The organism is Chlorobaculum sp. MV4-Y (assembly GCF_025244685.1).
Classification (GTDB): domain Bacteria; phylum Bacteroidota; class Chlorobiia; order Chlorobiales; family Chlorobiaceae; genus Chlorobaculum.
Genome location: NZ_CP104202.1, coordinates 576,723 through 599,452, shown reverse-complemented (window position 1 = coordinate 599,452; position 22,730 = coordinate 576,723). Strand labels below are relative to the sequence as shown.

The following is a 22,730-nucleotide window of genomic DNA, read 5'->3' as shown; positions in this document are numbered from 1 at the left end:
TAGCAGTCCGAGCGACCATCCAGAATCAGCAAAAAGAGATTCATCACCTTTATCGACTGAGTTACCGTCATGAAAGAGCTGTCCAGAAAGTTCTCCGCTGATGAAAACGAAACTCCGGATTCCTCCGGCCGGTTGATCCGGCAGCCGGAAAGATATAACCGGCCTGCATTTCAAGACCTGCGGTTCGTTGTCAAGGAGTCGCTCAACCTCGGTTTCCGCTTCTTCGACGAAGTTGACAGAATGCTTAAAAAATTTCAGGCCGACGAGCCCGAAAAAAAGCCTGAAGAGCGACAAGGAGAAGAAAAGACAAACGATCCTTCGTAAGCCTCCGGAATTCTGGCCACTGGCCACTCCCGTCACCTTTTCGGAAATGCGTCTCAAACCTTATATTCTGCAATATTTTTCAGCATCTCCAACCTCAAGCAATCCAAGCAACGTTGAAAGTAGCCATATTCGGAGCCGGTGTCGCCGGTCTCAGCGCAGCCATCGAGCTGGTCGATCGCGGTTATAGCGTCGAGCTGTACGAAAAACGCAAGGTGCTCGGTGGAAAAGTTTCGGTCTGGAAGGACAGTGACGGCGACTCGATAGAGTCCGGGCTGCACATCGTTTTCGGTGGTTACGCCCAGCTTCAGGAGTACCTGAACAGAATCGGCGCGGGGGACAACTACCTCTGGAAGGAGCACTCGCTGATTTACGCCGAACCGGACGGCAAGCAGTCGTTCTTCAAGAAGGCCAACCTGCCCAGCCCATGGGCCGAGGTGGTCGGCGGTTTGCAGGCGGACTTTCTCACCATGTGGGACAAAATCTCGCTCATCAAAGGCCTCTGGCCAGCGCTTGCCGGCAACGAGGAGTACTTCCGCAGCCAGGATCACATGACCTACTCCGAGTGGCACCGACTGCACGGTGCTTCGGAGCACTCGCTCCAGAAGCTCTGGAAAGCCATCGCGCTTGCCATGAACTTCATCGAGCCGAACGTCATCAGCGCCCGCCCGATGATCACGATTTTCAAATATTTCGGCACAAACTACGCAGCCACCAAGTTCGCCTTCTTCCGCAAGAACCCCGGCGACTCGATGATCGAGCCGATGCGCCAGTATATCCAGAGCAAGGGCGGACGCATCTTCATCGACGCTCGCCTGTCACGCTTCGAGCTGAACGACGACCAGACCATCAAGCGTGCTGTGCTCAGGGATGGCCACACCATCGAGGCCGACGCCTATATTTCAGCATTACCGGTGCACAGCGTCAAAAAGATCGTGCCGAACGAGTGGCTCCAGCACGACTACTTTCGAAACCTGCACCAGTTCGTCGGCAGCCCGGTTGCCAACTGCCAGCTCTGGTTCGACAAGAAGATCACCGACACCGACAACCTGATGTTCTCGCAGGGCACCACCTTCGCCACCTTTGCCGACGTCTCGATCACCTGCCCGGACGACTTCCAGGCGGGCATGGGCAGCGCGACAGGCGGCAGTGTCATGAGCCTTGTGCTCGCTCCGGCGCACCAGCTGCTCGACCTGCCGAACGAGGTCATCACGGAGATGGTGATGAAGGAGATTCACGACCGCTTTCCGAAATCACGCGACGCGAAGCTGCTCAAATCGACCATCGTCAAGATTCCGCAGTCGGTCTATAAAGCTGTGCCTGACGTCGATCAGTACCGCCCCGACCAGGTCAGCCCGATCCGCAACTTCTTCCTCGCTGGCGACTACACCGACCAGCACTACCTCGCTTCGATGGAAGGCGCTGCGCTCAGCGGACGGCAAGTGGCCGAAAAGCTGTACCAGCGGATGGGGCGGTAACCGCGGGATTCCCGTAAAGGGCGGGCTTCAAGCCCGCTCCTGCCTCGGATCACCCGGAAACCGTCACCCCGCCATCGTCGCGAAAGGCGGACGTAAAACCCGCCCCTGTGACCAACATCGACAACCTCACGGACGCCACGCATGAACAACCGACGTGACAACCTGCTGATCGTCTTCTCGAAAAACCCTGTCGCCGGACGGGTCAAGACGCGGCTCGCCGCTTCGATTGGCGAAACCGAGGCATTGCGGATTTACGAGCAGCTCCGTGAGTTGACCAGGCAGGCTGTCGGAACCGTCGATGCATCAAAAGCCATCGCCTATTCCGACTTCATTCCCGAAACTGACCTGCTGCTGACCGGCGGCGCGGAGGCGTGGCGTCAGCAAGGCAGCGACCTCGGCGAGCGAATGCACCGGGCATTCGTCAAGGGCTTTTCGCTCGGCTTCAGCCGCATCGCACTCATCGGCACCGACTGCCCGGAGATCAGCCCGTTCATCCTCGATCTCGCGTTCCGGAAACTCGACGCCTGCGACGTAGTGCTTGGCCCCGCGCGGGATGGCGGGTTTTACCTCTCGGCTCTGAAGCGCCCCTTCCCTGAGCTGTTCCTGAACAGAACCTGGAGCACCTCCAGCGTGCTGAACAACTCGCAACACATCATCCGCGAGCACGGCAGATCGTACGACCTGCTCCCGGCGCTCTCGGACATCGACACCTTCGACGACCTCAAAGCGAGTGGCTTATGGGCGCCAAACCAAGACTGAGCGTCATCATTCCGGCGTGGAACGAGGAGGCCGGAATCGCCCGCACACTCGAAACGCTGCTCGGCCTGATTGACGGACGTGGCGACACCGAAATCATCGTCAGCGTGTCGGGCGATGACCGTACCGAAGCGATTGCCCGGACATTTCCCGTCGTCGTCTGCCGATCCGAAAAAGGCCGCGCCGTGCAGATGAACACCGGCGCAAAGCTGGCGGCGGGCGAAGTCCTTTACTTCCTGCACGCCGACACCACGCCCCCGCCATCATTCTGCGACGACATTCTCTCCGCCATCGAGCAGGGCACCGAAGCCGGCTGCTTTCGCATGACCTTCGACGATCCGGACTGGCTCATGCAGCTCTACGGCTGGTTCACGCAGTTCCCGCTGCCGGTCTGCCGGGGCGGTGACCAGTCCCTTTTCATCACGAAAGAGCTATTCGAGCAGATCGGCGGATTCGACGAGCAGTTGCAGATCATGGAGGACATCGAGATCATCGATCGGATCCAGCGCCAAGCCGAATTTCATATTCTCGACTCGACGGTCACCACGTCTGCAAGGAAATATCACACGAACGGCACGGTCAGGCTGCAAGCCATCTTCGGCACGATCCACCTGATGTATGCCCTCGGCTTCAGCCAGGAGAATATTGTCGCTTTTTACCGCGATTCGATCCGGTAAAAACCCGTCACCCAACGCCACACCTATATCGTTTCATACTCAAGCACGAAACGATTTTTCGATTATTATCACTATATTTAAAACATAATAATTCCAACAGGAGCACGGCTCCGCAAGGATAACCTTCTACGCAATTCTCTTCAAATCAAACCATTATGGCTACCGAAGAAACAAACATGCCCGCCGCCGAGGCGCCCAAGCCGGCTGCCGGAGCACCGAATACCAACGCCGGTAACGGCGACATGGCGCATCTGATCGGCAACATGGGCATTCTGATCGACTCGACCATCGAGTCCGTGCAGGGCGTGCTCAGCACGGTCAGCTCCGCCACCGGCCAGATCATCGAAGGGGTCACAACCACCATCAACTCCGATCAGGTCAAAGGAATAATCGACAACGTCAATTCAGTTTCCGGCCAGATCATCGAAGGAGTCACGAACACCCTGAAATCAGAGCAGATCCAGAACTCGTTCAACGAGCTTGGCAAGTTCTGGACAGGCATGATCTCGAACCTGAACTCGACGGTCAACTCCAACCAGGTCAAGAACCTGTTCGACAATGTCAGCGCAGGCATCAACCAGCTCGCAGGCGGCATCTTCCCGCAGGGAATGCCCCCCATGTTCATGGGCGCTGGCAGCGGCGAAGAGAAGAGAAAAGTAGTGCAGCAGATTCCCGTGGTGCACACCTCCGAATCGGGTGCCGCCACGTTGAAGGCGATGACTCCTCAGCCTCCCGCAGCACCGGCAGCACCGGCAGCACCGGCAGCACCGGCAGCACCGGAAAATAAACCTGAAGGCGAATAAGCAACCATTCCTTGCTGAAAAACTTTTGATCGTATGACCAGGGCGTGGTTCAACCTCGCCCTGACTTTTTTAGGCTATCCGATTTCCGTGATTGAAATCCCGCACCGCCAAGCCGTACGGTAGTAGATGTAAAAGCGTGTTTTGTGATTGACACAGGCAAGGCGTATTGCTATCATAAAGCCGTGTTCAATGATTGATGAGGCGCGAAAACATGACTCTGTTTGATGCTCTTGGTTTCCGATGGGACAAGTCGGCAGTGCCGACTTCCGTTCCGTCCCACTCGATTGATCGAGTCTGCTTCCGCTTCCACAAGATGCTGCCGGAATTCGTGTGGGACGCCTCGGTGCTCGAAGGACGCCACGGAAATGATGGCCTTCCTCGCGGGTTGTCACCCGGATGCAGCCGCCATTCTGTCTGCGAAGAAAGATAAATAACGGAATCATGCCATGCACACCATCCACACCATTCTTGAGCAATTCCGCAATCTCTCCAAGGATCAGCTTCATAAGGGCAAACTCTTCGAGAAGATGATGGCGCAATTCCTGCGCACCGATCCGCAGTACGCCAACCGGCTCGATGCCGTGTGGATGTGGAACGAGTGGCCAGGGCGCTGGAAGGAGGACAACACCGGCATCGACCTGGTGGCCCTGGAGAAAGACACCGGCCATTACTGGGCCATCCAGTGCAAGTTCTACGAACCCGGCACGCCGCTCAAGAAGGAGCATGTCAGCTCTTTTCTGGCGGATTCCAGCAAGGTGTTTCAGGTCGATGGTCAGGAGCACGCCTTCGCCTACCGCCTGATCGTCTCCACCTCCGACAAATGGGGCCGCAACGCCGAGGACGTGATCCAGGGCCAGAGCGTGCCCGTGGGCACGCTCTACCTCAACGAACTGGCCGACAGCCCGGTGGACTGGTCGGCCTTCAGCATCGATGCCCCGCAGCGCATGGTGTTGCGCCAAAAGAAAACGCTGCGCGACCACCAGAACGAAGCTATCGGCGCGGTCGTCCAGGGATTTGAGGCCCATGACCGAGGCAAGCTCATCATGGCCTGCGGCACGGGCAAGACCTTCACCGCCCTGCGCCTGGCCGAGAAACTGGCGCCACCCCAGGGCCGTATCCTGTTCCTGGCCCCGTCGATCTACCTGGTGTCGCAAACCCTGCGCGAATGGACGGCGGAGTCCTTCAATCCCTTCCATGCCTTTGTCGTGTGTTCCGACACCAAGGTGGGCAAGGAAGAAGAGGACATCCGCACGCACGACCTCGCTTATCCCGCCACGACCGACGCGAAAAAGCTCGCGCAGGCGCTCAAGCAAGTGTCCACTGACCGCCGCAGCGTGGTGTTTTCCACCTACCAGTCCATCCAGGCCGTGATCGACGCGCAGCGCATCGGCGCGCTCGATGCGTTCGACCTGGTGATCTGCGACGAGGCGCACCGCACCACGGGCCTGACGCTGCCGGGCGAAGACGTGTCGGACTTCACCAAGGTGCATCAGAACCATCTGATCCGCGCCGCCAAGCGAATCTACATGACCGCCACGCCGCGCATCTACAACGACGCGACCAAGACCAAGGCCGGCGAGAAAGAAGCCGTGCTGTATTCGATGGACGACGAAGCCCTGTTCGGGCCGGAGTTCTACCGCCTGAGCTTTGGCAAGGCCGTGGCCCGCGATCTGCTGTCCGAATACAAGGTGCTCATCGTCGCCGTGGACGAAAAGCGCATGGCGCATCTGTCCAACACCTATAACGCCGCCTACAAGATCGACGACAAAAAGGCGGTGGACATCAGCTTTGCCACCAAGATCATCGGAAGCTGGAAAGGGCTGTCCAAGCAGGGCTTGAAATCCATAGACGAGGACGGCAACCAACAAGACATCACCGACGACACCGCGCCCATGCGCCGCGCCGTGGCGTTCTCCAAGTCGATCAAGGCATCGCAGCAGACCACCGAGGTGTTTTCCGATCTGGTGGCGATATACCAGAAGACCCCAGGCGCGGAGCAGCACGACATGGTGGATTGCGCCCTGCGCCATGTGGACGGCACCATGAACGCGGCAATTCGCAAGGACGAGCTCGACTGGCTGAAAGGGGAGGCGGGCGGGGCCATCGAGGAGCAGCACTGCCGCATCCTCTCCAATGCCCGCTGCCTGTCCGAAGGCGTGGACGTGCCTGCGCTGGATGCCGTGGTGTTCTTCGACACGCGCGAATCCATCGTGGACATCGTGCAGTCCGTGGGGCGCGTCATGCGCAAGGCACCGGGCAAGAAAAACGGCTACATCATCCTGCCGGTGGCGATTCCCTCGGCCAAGATCAAGGACTACAACAGCTACATCGAGGGCGACGCGCAATTCAAGGGCATCTGGAAGGTCATCAAGGCGCTGCGCGCCCACGATGAGCGCCTGGTGGACGAGGCGGAATTTCGCCGCCGGGTGAATGTCATTGGCGGGGATCGCGGCAAGGGCGACGGCACATCAGGCACCGGGGCAGGGGAACAGGCCGTCATCGACTTCCCCCTGGTGCCCATCGAGGACATCGAGCAGGCCGTTTATGCCGCCATCCCCAAGAAACTGGGCGACCGGGAATACTGGAGTGAGTGGGCCAAGGATGTGGCGAGGATTGCCGAGCGACTGGAAGCCCGGATCCGCGACTTGCTCACCAAGCGCGAGGCCGAGCGGGCCTTCAATGCCTATCTCAAAGGGCTGCGCAAGAACATCAACCCCTCGATTCAGGAAAGCGAGGCCATCGACATGCTGGTGCAGCACGTCATCACCCGCCCGGTGTTCGATGCGCTGTTCGAGGGGCATGCCTTCACCCGGGACAACCCCATCTCGCAGGCCATGCAGCGCATCATCGACGTGCTGGACAAGCACGAGGTCGATGCCGAAGTCGATGATCTGGAGAAGTTTTACGACAACGTGCGCGAGCGCGTCTCACTTGCCAAAAGCGACAAATCGCGCCAGGAAGTCATCAAGAACCTCTACGAAACCTTCTTCAAAGAGGGCTTCAAGAAGATGTCCGATCGGCTGGGCATCGTCTACACCCCCGTCGAGGTCGTGGATTTCATCGTGCACAGCGTGGACGCCGCGCTGCGCCGCCACTTTCAGGCCAGCGTGGGCGACCGGGGCGTGCAGATCATTGACCCATTCACAGGCACCGGCACCTTTCTGGTGCGCCTGCTGCAATCGGGCCTGATCCGCCCCGAAGACCTGCTGCACAAATACCAGCACGAGCTGCACGCCAACGAGATCGTGCTGCTGGCCTACTACATCGCGGCGGTCAACATCGAGAGCGCCTTCCATGCGCGAGCCGGGAACTACAAGCCCTTTGATGGCATCGTGCTCACCGACACCTTCCAGCTCCACGAGCAAGAACAGTACAAACTGGAGGACATCTTCTCCCGCGAGAACACCGAGCGCGTCGAGCGGCAAAGGAAGCAACCTATCCGCGTGGTCATGGGCAACCCGCCGTATTCGGTCGGGCAAGAGAACGCCAACGACAACAACCAGAACCAGAAATACCCCAGGCTCGACGACCGCATCGCCAAGACCTATGCAGCGCAATCCACCGCGACGAACAAGAACAGCCTCTACGCCTCGGAGATCAAGGCGCTGCGCTGGGCTTCCGACCGCATCCAAAAAGAGGGCGTGGTGGCCTTCGTGACCAACGGATCGTTCATCGACGGCAACACCGCCGACGGCCTGCGCAAATGCCTGACGCAGGAATTCAGCCATCTGTATGTGTTCAACCTGCGGGGCAATGCGCGCACCCAGGGCGAGCAGCGGCGCATGGAGGCAGGCAACGTCTTTGACGCAGGCTCGCGCAACACCGTGGCCATCGTGGTGCTGGTCAAAGACCCGGCGCACCAGGGCGAGTGCGTGCTGAACTACCACGACATTGGCGACTACCTCGACCGGGAAGAAAAGCTCGCCCGGATCGCCGAATTCGGCTCCATCGAGGCCATCCCGTGGCAGAGGCTCCAGCCCAATGAGTCAGGCGACTGGATCAACCAGCGTAATCCCGAGTTCGAGGGGTTTGTGGCGCTCGATGACGACCACAAGGCTATTTTTTCGACACGCTCACGCGGTGTAGAAACCAGCCGCGACGACTGGGTTTACAACTTCTCGCGCCAGGCGCTGGAAGCCAACATGCGGCGCATGATCGACTTCTATAACAGCCAGGTTGCCGCGTTTGGAGAGCAATGCCGTGCTGCGGGGAAAGACGCTGAAAAGACAGCCCAGCGGCTTATCGACACCGATCCGAAGAAGATCAAGTGGACGCGAGGCTTGATCGCGCAACTTGCTCGGATGAAAACAGCAGCTTTCGAGACCGAGAGGATCGGGGTTGCCTTGTATCGTCCGTTCAGCAAGGGGTGGCTTTATTACGACAGGCAGTTCAACGAGTATTTCAAAGAAAAACTCTTCCCCTCAACCCGCCACCCCAACCTCGCCATCTCGGTGACTGGGGCGGGAGAGAGCAAGGAGTTCTCCTGCCTGATGGTCGATAGCGTACCCAACCTGCATTTGATTTCAGCAGGCCAATGCTTTCCCCTCTACGTCTATGAGAAGGCCACTGACACGCAGCCGACCCACGGGGAGCTTTTCGGAGCAGAGCAGGCGCAGCCGGTTGCCGACGGCTATGTGCGGCGCGACGCCATCACCGATGCGGCGCTGGCAGACTACCGGGCAGCCTATGGCGATGACGCCATCACCAAGGAAGACCTGTTCTATCACGTCTACGGCATCCTGCACGCGCCGGACTACCGCAGGAAGTTTGCCGCCGACTTGCGCAAGATGCTGCCGCGTATCCCGCGACCAGCCAAGGCGGAAGACTTCTGGGCGTTCAGCAAAGCCGGACGCGAGTTGGCCCGTCTGCACCTGCACTACGAAACGATCGAGCCTTACCCCTTGCAGGAAGTCATCACTTCCACCGTCGAGGACTGGCGCGTGGTGAAAATGCGCTACCCCAAGAAGGGCGATAAGAGCGCAATTATCTACAACGGTCACCTCACCCTGGACGGCATCCCGCCCGAGGCCCTGGAGTATGTCGTCAACGGCAAGCCCGCCATCGAATGGGTCATGGAGCGCTACCAGGTCACGACGGACAAGGACAGCGGCATCCGCAACGACCCGAATGACTGGTGCGCCGAGCACGGCGACCCGCGCTATATGGTCGATCTGGTCAAGCGCGTGGTGCGGGTGAGCGTGGAGACGGTGCGGATTGTCAATGGGCTTCCTTCTTTGGTGTTGGCCTGACAACCATGCCCGCCCTCAACTACTTCACCCATCCCGTTACAAACGCCTACACCGAGTCGTTGAACTCGCTGATTCGGGTCATGAACCGGCTGGGCCGGGGATACTTGCTCGAGGCGCTGCGGGCCAAGATTCTATTTGCCGAAGGGGCGCACAAACACAAGCTGTCGCGGCCAAAATTCGAGCGCAAGGAAAGACGGCAGTCTGAACCTGAGCCGGTGATGATGTACGGACTACCCGGCAACTTCGAGACGGGTAATTCGTTTGCCCGCATGGTGCCGGAACCCGCTCCTGAACCGAAGCCCTACGTCCCGAAATCAACAGAATCGGAAAAGACGGAGAAGAACTACGGGGCGGACATTTTAACACTCATCCGAATGATCGAGAACGGAGAGCTATGAACCCGTTTCAATCACAAAAAACGGATACCCCTTTTTTATAGCCGGGCTTTAAGTTTTGGCCTGCGTGGAATAACAGAACAGATCGGTCATCTCGATCAAAGTCATTCGGCTTTCGCCTGAACACCGGTGTGGCCGAAACCGCCCTCTCCCCTTGCAGTTTCAGAAAGCGATTCAACCTCCTCGAACACGATGTGATCGACCTTCGCCACCACCATCTGCGCAATGCGGTCGCCATGGTTGACCGTGAACGGCTCGCGCCCGTGATTGATGAGGATGACGCCCACCTCACCTCGATAGTCGGCGTCGATGGTGGCCGGCGAGTTGGGCAGCGAAATGAGGTGGCGAAGCGCCAGCCCGCTCCTTGGCCTCAACTGCGCCTCGTGCCCTTCGGGCAGCTCGATGGCGAAACCGGTGGGAATGAGCGCCGAAGCGGAGGGCGGAACGGTCACCGGCGCGTCGAGACATGCCGAAACATCCATTCCGGCGGCATGGGCGGTGGCATAGACCGGCAGGATCGCCTTTTGATTGAGTCGAACTATTTTTACCTTGATCATCGAGTGTATCTTTTTTTGCCTGATAGCCTTAGTGGGCTGAAAATCGCGTCGTTCAATATATAAAATCATGACCTTGACTGCACCCATCCAACCGGTTTACGCGCTCGCTTTCGGCGCTCATCCCGACGATGTCGAACTCGCCTGCGGAGCGACGCTCCTGAAAATCATGGACGAGGGAAAGCATGTGGCCGTCTGCGACCTCACCGCCGGGGAGATGGGCACGCTCGGTACCGCCGAAACCCGCCGTCAGGAGGCCGCACTGGCCACCGAGCGCATGGGTTACGTGGCGCGGGAGCAGCTCGATCTCGGCGATTCGGAACTGTTTTACAGCAAAGAAAATCTGCACAAGATCATACGGGTCATCCGGAAATACCAGCCCGAAACGCTCTTCTGCAACCCGCCGGACGAGCGCCATCCCGATCACATGAAAGCATCGCGCCTCATCTACGACGCCTGCTACTACGCCGGGCTGCGCAAGATCGAGACCTTCGACGGCGGCCTGCCACAAGCCGCGCACCGCCCGCGCCATCTGCTCTATTACATCCAGTTCAAGCAGCTCGAACCGCAGATCGTCGTGGACGTCTCATCGACCTTCGAGCGTTCGCGAGGCGGCATCGCGGCATTCGGCACGCAGTTCCACCGGAAGGAGAACAGCGACGAGCCGGTCACGATGATTAACCGCAAGGAGTTCCTGCCGGGCCTCGAAGCTCGTGCACGGGCGCTTGGCGAGCAGATCGGCGTCATGTACGGCGAAGGCTTCCTGCTGCCCGCGCCGCTCGGCATCGATCACTTCACGAGCATCTTTCCGCCCGGCGTTTGACGGCGGGCCACCCGATCAATAGAATTTCAGACCTGACCGCCATGCGCAAATCGTTGCTGACCATCGCCGCCCTTCTCTTTGTCACGCTTTTCGCGGGCTGCGGGCCGAAATCGCAGAAATCCCGGCCCGACACCATCGTCGTCGCCGTCAATGCCGATTTCGACCACCTCAACCCGCTGCTCATCCAGATGTCGCTCGCCCGCGAGGTGTGCACGATGATCTATCCGTCGCTGGTCAGGCCATCGTTCGACGAGAAAAACGGCGCGCTCACCTACCAGCCGAACGCTGCCGAACGCTGGGAGTTCTCGCCGGACGGCCGGAGCGTCACCTTTCACCTGAAAAAAGATGCGGTCTGGGAGGATGGCAAGCCGCTCACCTCGAAGGATTTCAGCTTTTCGTACCGCCTCTACGCCGATCCGGCGGTGGCGAGCAGCCGGCAGGATTATCTGAATGACCTGCTGCTGAAGCCCGACGGTTCGGTCGATTTCGACAAGGCGGTCGAGACGCCGGACGAAAAAACGCTCGTGCTGCACTTCAACAAGCCGATGTCGGAAAGCATTGTGCTCGACCACTTCAACGACCTGATGCCGGTCGCCGAGCACCTCTTCCGCTCGATCCCCGCCGCCGAAATCCGCCAGCGGGCGGCTACCCTGCCGGTCATGGGCACCGGCCCGTTCAGGCTCAAGGAGTGGCAGCGCCAGTCGAAGCTGACGCTCGTCTCCAGTCCCACCTCGGTGCTGCCCCACCCGGCGGCAACGCCGACGCTCACCTTCATGGTGGTGCCGGAGTACACGACGCGCCTAGCGATGCTCAAGTCCGGGCAGATCGACGCGCTGATTTCGGGAGGCGGTGTCAATCCGAAAGATGCCGCGGAGATGAAGCGCGACAACCCGGACATTTCGATCATACCGGTGGCCGACCGCTATTTCGACAGCGTCGTCTGGCTGAACATCGAGGGCGACGCATGGCGCAACGGCAAGAAGATCGTGCCGAACCGCTTCTTCGGCGACCGGCGCGTGCGGCAGGCCATGGCATATGCCATCGACCGGCAGGCAATCATCGACGGCTTCATGGGCCCCGACCACGCCACCATCGTCAACACCACGCTCTCACCGGCCTACACCTCGATTATCGACAAATCGCTGCCCTCCTACGCGTACGATCCGCAAAAAGCGCTCGCGCTGCTCAAAGAGGCTGGCTGGACGCCGGGGCCGGATGGCATTCTGCAGAAAAACGGCCTGCGCTTCTCTTTCGAACTCGCCGCGCCGACCGGCAACCCGAGGCGTAACTACGCGGCCAACATCATCCAGCAGAACCTCAGAGAGATCGGCATCGACTGCCGCTTGCGTTTCGACGAGTCTCTCATGTTCAACAAAAACCAGAACCAGTACCGCTACGACGCGGCCCTCTCCGGAATGGCCGCTGAAACGCTCCCTTTCCAGCTCGTCATCTGGGGATCGGACTTCGAGAAAAAGCCCTTCAACTCCAGCGCCTTCCAGAACGCCGAGCTTGACCGCGTCGTCGCCAGATTGACCAGCCCGCTGCCGCAAGCCGAACAGGCAAAACTCTGGAAAGAGTACCAGCAGATTCTTGCCAACGAACAACCACGAACCTTCCTGTATTATTATGCAGAGCTTGAGGGATTCAACGAACGGGTCAAGAATGTGAGATTGAGCCTGCTGGCAACGTTGGGGAATATGTATGACTGGAAGGGGAACAAGAAGTGAAGGTTAGTGGCTTACGTTATCAAGGGAATCGATATTAGACCGTTCGTTTTACGTATTCCTCTCGCCACTCTTTCAGCCCAGTCATGTCAGCTACAAGATCCTCTGGCGTCGGAAGTTCTACTGGTGATTCTGTTGGTTGAGAGTGTTCAAACCCTGAGTATTTGGTCATGAGCGAATCAAGGAGATTGCAATCCGCGTCTTTCAATTTGGCCAGATCCTTGAGCTTCAACGTATGGACCGGCCGCTGAAATCTTTGAACCACCCCGCACAGCAGATCATTTTCAATGGAGCGCTCCACCAATGTCCTGAAATCGCTGCATATCGACTTCAGCAAGATTTCAGCATGTTCAAATTCTCCGTTCTCACTTGCCTTCTTTGCATCCTGATACCGCTGATTCATGAGTGTGTTCAGGGCGGATTTGATGTCGCTCTGTGAAAGTGGAATGGGAGCTGGCTCTCCGGTCCCCCAGTCTTCAGAGCGAATGCTCACCACATCGGGCTTGATGGTCTTTTTCTCGGCAAAATGCCGGACCGTTCCCAGCAAGGACAGGCGGTGAGTAAAGATAATGACCTGCTTGTCCTGAGACAGCTCGATCAGTCTTTGAACCACGGCCTCCTCATAGCTTTGGTCGAGTGAGGATATTGGATCGTCAAAGATAAACGGGGCCTGATTGCTCTTTCCGGTGACGTCGGCCAAAAAAGCCGCAATGGAAACGATCCGATTTTCTCCCTCGCTCAGCACATCGGCGAGGCTATTCTGAGAGTGAGAGGCCCCCCGAAGCTGGAGCTTATGAAGGACTCGGCCCTTGGAGACTTTTGATTTCACGAGCTCAACCTTGACCCGAGATGCGCCCAAGGCCTTGATCTCCGCGTTGAACCTTTGTACGAACGCATCCGTGATCAAGGCTTCTGCCAGCTCTCCTTTCTTCTGAGACAGGGCTTTGGTGTTGGTCGACTTCTTGGCTTCCTGAATCTGGTTCAGTAGCTTCAATCGGGCGACTTCTTCATCAATGGCGGTGCGGTGCTCCGACAACCACTTTCTGGCCTGCAGGCTGTTTAGCTTTTTCTTGATCTCCTCTCGATTGTCGCTTTTGGCGTCTTCGTCATATTTTGCTGCGAATTCGCCGAGGCTTTTCGACTGGGCGTTGGCTTCTTCGATCCATTTCGGTGAGAGCAGAGGGGCGGGAATGGCTTCTTCGGAATCGATCCCAGGGAGTTGGCTTATCCTTGCCTGCAATTGTTCAAAGAATTCCATCACTTGGGTGGCGAATTCATCCTGTGGAATGCCAGCCGCATCGATACATGTCTTCAGCGTCTCCGATGTCGGTAGCGCCTCAATAGTTTGACAGGCGGTCTCGTATTCCTTGGCCGCATCCGTTGCGGCTTTCTGCATTTCGCCCTTCACGAAATTTTCGAAGGAGATCAGTCTCTCTTTGGCCTCCTGGGTCAAGGTCTGGTGGCACAGGACACAACGGGAACCATCAGAAACATTCGGGTACTCGGCTTCTTTGTAGGTCGCCGATAAGGAGTAGTTCCGGGCGGCTTCCCAAAGCTCTTTCCAGACATCAGACCCGATGCCTTCCAACTCGCTACCGGAGAACACCTTTTCCGCCGCCGTATCTGCCGCTGTCTTTTTGAGAATCGACTTCTTCTTGGCAGCAATGATCCGCCGGTAGTTCTCGTCCGATAATTGCTCCAGATACTTTTGGGCATCCTGGACCAGAGTGTCGATATGGTGTTTCTGTTTTTTCAGCCCCTTCGCTTTTTCCGCCGGTGCCTGTTCAGCAAGGCGCTGCTGCAGCGTTTGCATCTCGGTCTCGTCAGCACTGCTAAATGTGCAATGATTGTCGATGTCCTGGGAGGTGGTCTTGGCGCTGATGGCTTCGTACCAGATACCTTCAGGGGTTATCTTCTTGTCGGCCGGGATATTCGGCTTTTTGGACTGGTGCTGGTCGGCCTCGTCGTCCAGAGCCGATGCGACCTTTTCGCATGCGAGGATGAGCGAACTGAAAAACGATAGAACCGGTGGCTCGTAGCTCACCTCGTCTTCGCTGCTGACAAAGACCTTGCCAAACGAGGTGTCGAAAATATCAACGCTGTTGAGATCATCGCAGATGCCTTGTCCTGACCAAGTATGAGTCTTCAAAATGCCATCCTGCTCAAACGAAATGCAGGCTTTCTGTACGGCAGACCCGGGCTTATAGACATTGCGGTGAAGAGTACCCATCTCACGGGCACCGCATACATGCTTTAAGAGTCTGACGTAACCGGATTTGCCTGACCCGTTGTTGCCATAAACAATCGTGATATTGCCCTTGCCGAACTCAAGTGGCTTTTTCGGAGCAAGGGCGTTTACTCCTTCTACATCACTGATTGAACATAAACGCAGGGAGCCTGCTGCACCCCGGGAGAACGCGGTAGCAGGAAAAGAACAGGTCGTTTTGGGCAGCTTACCGTCGGCTTCCTGCTGGCATAGGGTTGCAAGCTCAGGGACGTCTGTGTCGGTAAGCTCAGACTGCTGGAGTAGCCGAGTAGCCGCAATCTGGAGCCACTGGGGGCGCTTAGAAAACCATGCCACTAACTGGTCCATTTGGAAAGACTGCTAAAAAGTGCTGTTTATCGAAGAGAAACCGTCTTGAAAGGGGTACAAAATAAGCCTGACGGCATGGCTTACATGTTCTATGTACGAAGATTACGCCTGATTTTCAAGCAAATCGACTGGACTGCCACGTCGCTGCGCTCCTCGCAATGACAGAAAAGGAACCACCCAAACAGCACTTGGGAATCCGTTTCGTCGCCCATCCACCGCAGTTTTGCCATCCAGCCTATTTTACTATATTCTCGATCGTTCTGGCGCGCGGTGCGTGCCGCCGTTTCCATTACCGAACCGATCATCCACCATGCCTCGTTATACACCGGAACAGCTTGAAAAAAGAAATGCGTCCAAGTGGACGACCGTGCAGGCGATTCTCGCGCCGATCCAGTTCCTCATCTTCCTTGCCGGTCTGACGGTGACCTACCTTTACTCGCAAGGCATCTGGATCACCGATTTCTGGTGGGTAACCTTTTTCGTCGCGCTCAAAACCTTTATGCTCGTGCTGATTTTCGTGACCGGCGGCTTTTTCGAGCTTGAGGTGTTCGGGCAATTCGCCTTCGCGCACGAGTTCTTCTGGGAGGATTTCGGCAGCGCAATCGCCATGATCGTGCACATCTCCTATTTCGTCCTCTTCTTCTGGATCAAGCCGTCCCAACATATTCTCATTCTGACCGCCTATCTGGCTTACCTGAGTTATCTTGTCAATGCGGCGCAGTTCGTCATTCGTCTGCTGCTCGAAAAGCATAACGAAAAGAAGCTCAAGGCCAGCGGCGCAGTCTGATACGGAAACCGGAAACAGCATGGAAGCAAAGAAATCCAAAGCTATCGTCTTCAGCGGCGTCAACCAGATCGAGCTGCGGGAGGTGACCCTCAAACCGGTCTCATCGACCGACGTCCTGGTCGAAACCTGGTGGTCGTCCATCAGCACCGGCACGGAGAAGATGGCCCTCAATGGCCTGATCCCGTCGCCGCCGTTCATCTTTCCGTTCATCCCCGGCTACGAAACCGTGGGGCGGATCGTCGAGGCGGGCGACCATGTCAATCAGGGGCTGATCGGCAAGTTTGCCTACGTGGCCGGATCGTTCGGCTACGAGGATGTGAACGCGGCTTTCGGCGGCGCGTCGCAGTTCATCGTCTGCCCGGTCGAGAGCCTGACGGTGCTCGACGGCATCGCCAATCCGCAGTGCGGCATCGCCCTGCCGCTCGGCGCGACGGCGCTGCACATCGTCGATCTCGCCGAGGTGAAAAATCGCAAGGTGCTCGTGCTCGGCCAGGGCGCGGTGGGCATCCTTGCCGCTGAGCTGGCAAAGCACATGGGCGCGAGCCTGGTGGCGGTCACCGAACCACACCAGAACCGGCTCGACATCTCGACGGCGGACATCAAGGTCAACCCCGAAAAGCAGGATGTGTCGGCGGCGCTGGCCGGCCACGAGTTCGACGTGCTCATCGACAGCACGGGCATCATGAGCGCCATCGATACCGGCTTGCGCTTCGTGAAGTTCCACGGCAAGGTGATCTTTGGCGGCTACTACCAGCGCATGAACATCGACTATTCGCAGGCGTTCAACAAGGAGCTGTCGTTCATCGCCGCGCGGCAGTGGGCCAAGGGCGATTTGCGCCGCGTGCGCGAGCTGATCGCGGCGGGCAAGATCAACGCTGAAAAGATTTTCACCCACCAGTGCACGGTTGACGACGACCTGATGGATGCCTATTCGCAGGCGTTCAGCGACCCTGACTGCCTGAAGATGATCATCCACTGGAAGGATGGCGATGAGGCGGGCGAGCACTTTCCAATCTGCAAAACGGGTCACTGAGCAACTCATGGCGCCAAGAACTATCGCCATTTACGGCAAGGGCGGCATCGGCAAGAGCTTCACGACGACGAACCTCAGCGCCACCTTCGCCATGATGAACAAGCGCGTTCTGCAGCTCGGTTGCGACCCGAAGCACGACTCCACCACCTCGCTCTTCGGCGGCATCTCGCTGCCCACCGTGACCGAGGTGTTCGCCGAAAAGAACGCGAAGAACGAGCAGGTCGAGATCAGCGACATCGTCTTCCGGCGCGACATTCCCGGATTTCCGCAGCCGATCTACGGCATCGAACTCGGCGGCCCGCAGGTGGGTCGCGGCTGCGGCGGGCGCGGCATCATTTCCGGCTTCGACGTGCTCGAAAAGCTCGGCATCTTCGAGTGGGATATCGACATCATTCTGATGGATTTTCTCGGCGACGTGGTGTGCGGCGGCTTCGCCACCCCTCTCGCCCGCTCGCTCAGCGAGGAGGTGCTGCTCGTGACCAGCAACGACCGGCAATCGATCTTCACCTCGAACAACATCTGCCAGGCCAACAACTACTTCCGCACCATCGGCGGCCGTTCGCGCCTGCTCGGCCTGATCGTCAACCGCAACGACGGCAGCGGCATGGCCGAAAGCTACGCGAAGACGGCGGGCATTAACGTCCTGATGAAGGTACCCTACAACCTCCAGGCGCGCGATATGGATGACAGCTTCGACTTCGCCATCAAACTGCCCGAAGTCGGCGAACCGTTCCGCAAACTCGCTACCGACATCCTGAACAACGCCATCACGCCCTGCGAAGCGAGCGGCCTCGATTTCAAGGATTTCGTGCGCCTTTTCGGTGACGTGAGCGAGGAGCTGCCTGCAGCCGCAACGGCTGACGAGCTGTTCAAACGCTCATCCGGCAACCGCGAAGAAGCCTCGAAACCATCAATCAATACCCCGGCAGACGCCGCGACGGACAGCGAGCGCCAGCAACTGCTTGCCTGCATCGAAAAGCTGCCGGAACCGGAACGCGAACTCTACACCCTGCTCGAAATCGAGGGCAAATCACCGGAACAGATTGCCAACCTGAAGGGGCTCGGCGAACAGGAGGTCAAAGCCTACATCGCCACTGCCCGCAAAGCGATGCGCAAGCTCTTCTTCGAGCTGTAAGCTCGGTTCCGCCGCCAGATCCGGCCGATCTCATCTTGTGCTCGCACCAAACAAAAAAGGCTGCCCACCAGGAGCAGCCTTTCTCATTATCAACTATCCATTGTCAATTATCCATTCTCCCCTCACGCCATCGCCTTGGCTTTCTTCGTCGCCTTGGCTCTGAGGTCGGCGTTGAGAATCTTCTTGCGGATCCTGATGTTTTCGGGCGTCACTTCGAGCAACTCATCGTCGTTGATGAACTCCAGCGCCTGTTCGAGCGAGAGCCTCTTCGGCGGCGTCAGGCGGATCGAGTCGTCCGAACCGGAGGCACGCATGTTGGTGAGCTTCTTGGTCTTGCAGATGTTCATCGTGATGTCGAGATCGCGGGTCGATTCACCGACCACCATGCCTTCATAAACCTTCGCGTTCGGGCTGATGAAGAAGGTGCCTCGATCTTCGAGACTCGAAATCGCGTAGGCCACGGCCACGCCAGTTTCGGCGGAGACCAGTGCGCCGGTTTCGCGCGATGGCAGCTTGCCTTTGTAGGGCTGGTAGTTGTGGAACACGTGCGACATCATGCCCTCGCCCTTGGTGTCGGTGGTGAACTCAAGGTTGTAACCGATCAGGCCGCGCGTCGGAATCTCGAACTCCAGGCGATTCATGCCGCCGCGCAGGGTGCTCATGTTGGTCATCTCGGCCTTCCTGCGGCCCATCTTTTCGATGACCACGCCGGTGTACTCCTCCGGAACATCGATGGTGACATGCTCGACCGGCTCCATCGTCACGCCGTTCTCTTCGCGCAGAATCACCTCGGGACGGGAGATCGCCAGTTCGTAGCCTTCACGACGCATGGTCTCGATCAGCACCGAGAGGTGAAGCTCGCCGCGGCCCGAAACCCTGAAGGTATCAGCGCTGTCGGTCTCCTCGACGTTAAGCGCGACGTTGGTCATAATCTCTTTCATGAGGCGCTCGCGAATCTTGCGGCTGGTCACCTCCTTGCCCTCCTGACCGGCAAATGGCGAATCGTTCACCGAAAAGAGCATCGAGAGCGTCGGCTTGCTGATCTCGAACGAATCGAGCGCTTCGGGCTGGTCGGGCGAGGTGAGGGTCTCGCCGACGCTGGCCGCCGAAATACCGGCAAGCGCGACGATGTCGCCCGCCGTCGCCTCAGTCGCCTCGACACGCTGCGTCCGGTCGAAGAGGAAGAGCTTGGTGACGGTGCCCTTGCCCACGATGCCGTCCGGCGTCACCAGCGTGAGCTGGTTGCCAGGAGTGACCTTGCCGCGCTGGATGCGGCCAATGGCGATCTTGCCGATATAGTCGTTGTAGTCGAGGCTGGTGACGAGCATCTGGAATCCGGCGTCATCGTCGGCTTCCGGAGCTGGAATCTCCTTGATGATCATGTCGAGCAGAAGGCTCATGTCGCCATCCGGATCGTCCATGCTGTATTTTGCGATGCCGTTCTTGGCCGAAGCGAAAATGTAGGGGAAGTCGAGCTGATCCTCGTCAGCACCGAGTGCGATGAACAGGTCGAGCACCTGATCGTGCACCTTCTCCGGATCGGCCTGCGGACGGTCGATCTTGTTGATGACCACGATCGGCTTCAGGTGCAGTTCGAGCGCCTTGCGCAGCACGAACTTGGTCTGCGGCATCGGTCCTTCGAAGGCATCGACGAGCAGAAGCACGCCATCGACCATCTTCAGGATGCGCTCCACCTCGCCGCCGAAATCGGCGTGACCGGGGGTATCGACGATGTTGATCTTGCAGCCCTTGTGCTGCGCGGCTGCATTTTTCGAGAAGATGGTGATGCCCCGCTCCCGCTCCTGGGGATTGGAGTCCATCACTCTGACATCGACATGCTGGTTCTCCCTGAAAGCGCCCGTCTGCTTGAAAATGGAGTCCACAAGGGTGGTCTTGCCATGATCAACGTGCGCGATAATGGCGATATTGCGAATATTCTGTTTCCTGCTCATCTTTTGCGATAAATAAGTATATTTTATTGCCTAGGTTTTCATTCGGGCCGAATATACACTTTTTCCATTGAAATTATCATCGGGCAGGCGTGAAGATATCTTTCTTTTCAGTTTTATGGAGTAAACCGGACTCGCGCCGGACGCCGTAACAACTGAAGTATTGTCACGATAATCCTGTCTTTGAAACAACCTCTTCCCACACAGTATGGCCAATATATTTCTTGAAAACAGCTTGCTTTTTGCCCTAACGCAAATCGTACCGCTGCTTTATATCGTCACCACCGCCCTGTACGGCATCCACTTTTTCAAGGAGACGCCACTCGCAGGAAGCCTCAAGCAACCGGCGCTCATCCTCACCGTAGTCACCCACGTCGCTGATCTCGGGCTGCTCACTTCGACGGCGGGATACCGGCTGAGTTATTCGGCCTACAACCTCATGAGCATGGTAGCATTGACGCTCGCCATTACTTATATGTTCATCGAATTCACCACAAAGAGCGACAAAACCGGCTTTTTCGTCATCGCCTTCGCCGCGGGATCGGCGCTCTTTTCGTCGATTCTGAGCGCGCATACGGTTGATTCAGGACTGGCATTCAGAGGCCTGCGCATCGGCGTGCACCTGATCGCAGCCATTTTCGGCTTCAGCTCGGTGGCCATCGCCGGACTCTACAGCGGGATGTACCTGCTACTTTTCCGCCAGATACGGCTCAACCGGTTCGGGCTGCTTTTCCAGCGGCTGCCAAACCTGGAGGCGCTTGAAATGCTGATCATGCACGCCGTGGCCTTCGGCTTCTTTTTCCTGTCGGTCACCATCGTGGCTGGTGTTCTCGAACAGCAAGCTTCAAAAGAGGTCATCAACCTGTCCGAGCCTCGGCTCGTCTCCCTGTTCGTCATCTGGCTGCTCTACGGCATCAGCCTCGTCATCAAGCCGCTGTTCGGCTGGGATATCAAGCACATGGCTGTGCTGCTCATCGCCCTGTTCGTTCTGGTCACAGCGCTGTTGTTCATTATGAGCCTGGTTACGCCAAGTTTTCACGGAATGAGTATTTAACCGAAGCGCCATTTGAAAATTCGGCACATTGCGGTATATTAACACAATTTTGGAGATTCCTTTTCCAAGCTCTTTTGAACGGTTTACGAACGGCTCATCAAAACCATTCTATTATGAATATCATTTCAGTCGGTGTCAACCATAAAACTGCACCCATTGAAATCCGTGAAAGAATCGCGCTTTCAGAGGTTCAGAACAAGGAATTCGTCACGGACTTGGTATCAAGTGGACTGGCCAGCGAGGCCATGGTGGTATCGACCTGTAACCGAACGGAGCTTTACGTGGTTCCGGCAATGGCCGAAGTGAACTGCGATTATCTCAAAGACTATCTGATCTCCTACAAGGACGCCCGCAAGGATGTGCGCCCCGAACACTTCTTCAACCGTTTTTACTGCGGCACCGCCCGTCACCTCTTCGAGGTCGCAAGCGCCATCGACTCTCTCGTGCTTGGCGAAGGACAGATTCTCGGCCAGGTCAAGGATGCCTATCGAATCGCCGCCGAGGTCGGAACCGCAGGCATTCTTCTTACCAGGCTTTGCCACACTGCTTTCAGCGTTGCCAAAAAGGTCAAGACCAAAACCAAGCTCATGGAGGGCGCGGTATCGGTCAGCTACGCGGCGGTCGAGCTTGCCCAGAAGATTTTCTCCAATCTCTCTATGAAAAAGGTTCTGCTCGTCGGCGCAGGTGAAACCGGAGAGCTGGCAGCCAAGCATATTTACGCCAAGAACGCCAGGAACATCGTTATCACCAACCGGACGCAGTCGAAGGCGGAGGCGCTTGCTGAAGAACTTGGCACCAACCGCGTACTTCCCTACGAAACCTACAAGGAGCACCTGCACGAATTCGACATCATCATCACGGCCGTCAGCACCAAGGAGTACATCCTCAACGAAGCCGAAATGCAGCAGGCAATGCAACGCCGCCGCCTTAAACCGGTGATCATGCTTGACCTCGGACTGCCGAGAAACATCGATCCCGAAGTCGGCAAGTTGCAAAACATGTTCCTCAAGGACATTGACGCCCTCAAGCACATCATCGACAAGAACCTCGAACGCCGCCGCGCGGAACTGCCGAAGGTCAAGGCGATCATCGACGAGGAGCTGGTCAGCTTCGGCCAGTGGATCAACACCCTCAAGGTACGTCCGACTATCGTCGATCTCCAGTCTAAGTTCCTTGAAATCAAGGAGAAAGAGCTGGAGCGCTACCGCTACAAGGTAAGCGAAGAGGAGCTGCGCCGCATGGAACACCTGACCGACAGGATTCTGAAGAAAATTCTGCATCATCCCATCAAGATGCTCAAGGCTCCGGTCGATACCGCCGACAATATCCCCAGCAAGGTCAACCTCGTCAGGAACATCTTCGATCTTGAAGAACCAAACCAGTCACTCCAATAAAATCA

General features: G+C 57.6%; 16 protein-coding genes and 1 pseudogene. 14 read left to right on the top strand and 3 right to left on the bottom strand.

What is annotated here, in order from left to right; all coding sequences use genetic code 11:
• Positions 1 to 437 precede the first annotated feature (437 nt).
• The 7 genes and pseudogenes from NY406_RS02825 to NY406_RS11175 form a co-directional block, all read left to right on the top strand.
• Positions 438 to 1,799 carry an FAD-dependent oxidoreductase gene (locus NY406_RS02825; protein ID WP_260633242.1) on the top strand — a complete coding sequence of 454 codons (1,362 nt, stop codon included), beginning with the start codon at positions 438 to 440 and terminating at the stop codon, positions 1,797 to 1,799.
• 141 nt (positions 1,800 to 1,940) lie between these two features.
• On the top strand, positions 1,941 to 2,558 hold the full coding sequence (locus NY406_RS02820; protein ID WP_260633241.1) for a TIGR04282 family arsenosugar biosynthesis glycosyltransferase: 618 nt from the start codon (positions 1,941 to 1,943) through the stop codon (positions 2,556 to 2,558).
• Positions 2,537 to 3,232 carry a TIGR04283 family arsenosugar biosynthesis glycosyltransferase gene (locus tag NY406_RS02815; protein ID WP_260633240.1) on the top strand — a complete coding sequence of 232 codons (696 nt, stop codon included), beginning with the start codon at positions 2,537 to 2,539 and terminating at the stop codon, positions 3,230 to 3,232. The genes NY406_RS02820 and NY406_RS02815 overlap by 22 nt, the downstream gene beginning before the upstream one ends.
• A 155-nt stretch (positions 3,233 to 3,387) precedes the next feature.
• Positions 3,388 to 4,035: a chlorosome envelope protein H gene (gene csmH / locus NY406_RS02810; RefSeq protein ID WP_260633239.1), complete on the top strand. Its 648-nt coding sequence runs from the start codon at positions 3,388 to 3,390 to the stop codon at positions 4,033 to 4,035.
• 211 nt (positions 4,036 to 4,246) lie between these two features.
• Positions 4,247 to 4,465: a hypothetical protein gene (locus NY406_RS02805; RefSeq protein WP_260633238.1), complete on the top strand. Its 219-nt coding sequence runs from the start codon at positions 4,247 to 4,249 to the stop codon at positions 4,463 to 4,465.
• Between the two features lie 16 nt (positions 4,466 to 4,481).
• Positions 4,482 to 9,284, top strand: a complete 4,803-nt coding sequence (locus tag NY406_RS02800) for a DEAD/DEAH box helicase (RefSeq protein WP_260633237.1) — start codon at positions 4,482 to 4,484, stop codon at positions 9,282 to 9,284.
• A 35-nt stretch (positions 9,285 to 9,319) separates the two neighbouring features.
• A pseudogene (locus NY406_RS11175) lies at positions 9,320 to 9,439 on the top strand (hypothetical protein); the annotation flags it as partial.
• A gap of 344 nt (positions 9,440 to 9,783) precedes the next feature.
• Here the strand turns inward: NY406_RS11175 and dut are convergent.
• Positions 9,784 to 10,236 (bottom strand): dUTP diphosphatase, encoded by a 453-nt coding sequence (gene dut, locus NY406_RS02790; protein WP_260633236.1) that lies wholly within the window; start codon positions 10,234 to 10,236, stop codon positions 9,784 to 9,786.
• Positions 10,237 to 10,303: 67 nt separating this feature from the next.
• On the opposite strand from dut, the gene bshB1 reads away from it, so the two are divergent.
• On the top strand, positions 10,304 to 11,056 hold the full coding sequence (gene bshB1, locus NY406_RS02785) for a bacillithiol biosynthesis deacetylase BshB1 (RefSeq protein WP_260633235.1): 753 nt from the start codon (positions 10,304 to 10,306) through the stop codon (positions 11,054 to 11,056).
• Between the two features lie 41 nt (positions 11,057 to 11,097).
• Positions 11,098 to 12,783 (top strand): peptide-binding protein, encoded by a 1,686-nt coding sequence (locus NY406_RS02780; RefSeq protein ID WP_260633234.1) that lies wholly within the window; start codon positions 11,098 to 11,100, stop codon positions 12,781 to 12,783.
• 34 nt (positions 12,784 to 12,817) lie between these two features.
• Here the strand turns inward: NY406_RS02780 and NY406_RS02775 are convergent, their stop codons facing one another.
• On the bottom strand, positions 12,818 to 15,373 hold the full coding sequence (locus NY406_RS02775) for an AAA family ATPase (RefSeq protein WP_260633233.1): 2,556 nt from the start codon (positions 15,371 to 15,373) through the stop codon (positions 12,818 to 12,820).
• Between the two features lie 310 nt (positions 15,374 to 15,683).
• Here NY406_RS02775 and bchF point away from each other — a divergent pair, with 310 nt between their 5' ends.
• The 3 genes from bchF to NY406_RS02760 are packed head-to-tail and all read left to right on the top strand — an operon-like array spanning position 15,684 to position 18,328.
• Positions 15,684 to 16,160: a 2-vinyl bacteriochlorophyllide hydratase gene (bchF, locus tag NY406_RS02770; protein WP_260633232.1), complete on the top strand. Its 477-nt coding sequence runs from the start codon at positions 15,684 to 15,686 to the stop codon at positions 16,158 to 16,160.
• A 19-nt stretch (positions 16,161 to 16,179) separates the two neighbouring features.
• Positions 16,180 to 17,193: a chlorophyll synthesis pathway protein BchC gene (gene bchC / locus NY406_RS02765; protein WP_260633231.1), complete on the top strand. Its 1,014-nt coding sequence runs from the start codon at positions 16,180 to 16,182 to the stop codon at positions 17,191 to 17,193.
• Positions 17,194 to 17,200: 7 nt separating this feature from the next.
• Positions 17,201 to 18,328 (top strand): chlorophyllide a reductase iron protein subunit X, encoded by a 1,128-nt coding sequence (locus NY406_RS02760; RefSeq protein WP_260633230.1) that lies wholly within the window; start codon positions 17,201 to 17,203, stop codon positions 18,326 to 18,328.
• Between the two features lie 122 nt (positions 18,329 to 18,450).
• On the opposite strand, the gene typA is transcribed toward NY406_RS02760, so the two are convergent.
• Positions 18,451 to 20,280, bottom strand: coding sequence for a translational GTPase TypA (gene typA, locus NY406_RS02755; RefSeq protein ID WP_260633229.1), 1,830 nt, complete (start codon positions 20,278 to 20,280; stop codon positions 18,451 to 18,453).
• Positions 20,281 to 20,485: 205 nt separating this feature from the next.
• Here typA and NY406_RS02750 point away from each other — a divergent pair, with 205 nt between their 5' ends.
• Positions 20,486 to 21,331 carry an inner membrane protein YpjD gene (locus NY406_RS02750; RefSeq protein ID WP_260633228.1) on the top strand — a complete coding sequence of 282 codons (846 nt, stop codon included), beginning with the start codon at positions 20,486 to 20,488 and terminating at the stop codon, positions 21,329 to 21,331.
• A 113-nt stretch (positions 21,332 to 21,444) separates the two neighbouring features.
• Complete coding sequence (hemA, locus tag NY406_RS02745; protein WP_260633227.1) at positions 21,445 to 22,725, top strand: glutamyl-tRNA reductase; 1,281 nt, start codon at positions 21,445 to 21,447, stop codon at positions 22,723 to 22,725.
• Positions 22,726 to 22,730 lie beyond the last annotated feature (5 nt).

Excerpts from the sequence above, each read along its gene's own strand:
- NY406_RS02800 (WP_260633237.1), top strand. The coding sequence starts at position 4,482 with ATGCACACCATCCACACCATTCTTGAGCAATTCCGCAATCTCTCCAAG.
- NY406_RS02775 (WP_260633233.1), bottom strand. The coding sequence starts at position 15,373 with ATGGACCAGTTAGTGGCATGGTTTTCTAAGCGCCCCCAGTGGCTCCAG.
- bshB1 (WP_260633235.1), top strand. The coding sequence starts at position 10,304 with ATGACCTTGACTGCACCCATCCAACCGGTTTACGCGCTCGCTTTCGGC.
- NY406_RS02820 (WP_260633241.1), top strand. The coding sequence starts at position 1,941 with ATGAACAACCGACGTGACAACCTGCTGATCGTCTTCTCGAAAAACCCT.
- dut (WP_260633236.1), bottom strand. The coding sequence starts at position 10,236 with ATGATCAAGGTAAAAATAGTTCGACTCAATCAAAAGGCGATCCTGCCG.
- NY406_RS02750 (WP_260633228.1), top strand. The coding sequence starts at position 20,486 with ATGGCCAATATATTTCTTGAAAACAGCTTGCTTTTTGCCCTAACGCAA.
- NY406_RS02815 (WP_260633240.1), top strand. The coding sequence starts at position 2,537 with ATGGGCGCCAAACCAAGACTGAGCGTCATCATTCCGGCGTGGAACGAG.
- NY406_RS02760 (WP_260633230.1), top strand. The coding sequence starts at position 17,201 with ATGGCGCCAAGAACTATCGCCATTTACGGCAAGGGCGGCATCGGCAAG.
- bchC (WP_260633231.1), top strand. The coding sequence starts at position 16,180 with ATGGAAGCAAAGAAATCCAAAGCTATCGTCTTCAGCGGCGTCAACCAG.
- bchF (WP_260633232.1), top strand. The coding sequence starts at position 15,684 with ATGCCTCGTTATACACCGGAACAGCTTGAAAAAAGAAATGCGTCCAAG.
- typA (WP_260633229.1), bottom strand. The coding sequence starts at position 20,280 with ATGAGCAGGAAACAGAATATTCGCAATATCGCCATTATCGCGCACGTT.
- NY406_RS02805 (WP_260633238.1), top strand. The coding sequence starts at position 4,247 with ATGACTCTGTTTGATGCTCTTGGTTTCCGATGGGACAAGTCGGCAGTG.
- NY406_RS02780 (WP_260633234.1), top strand. The coding sequence starts at position 11,098 with ATGCGCAAATCGTTGCTGACCATCGCCGCCCTTCTCTTTGTCACGCTT.
- hemA (WP_260633227.1), top strand. The coding sequence starts at position 21,445 with ATGAATATCATTTCAGTCGGTGTCAACCATAAAACTGCACCCATTGAA.
- csmH (WP_260633239.1), top strand. The coding sequence starts at position 3,388 with ATGGCTACCGAAGAAACAAACATGCCCGCCGCCGAGGCGCCCAAGCCG.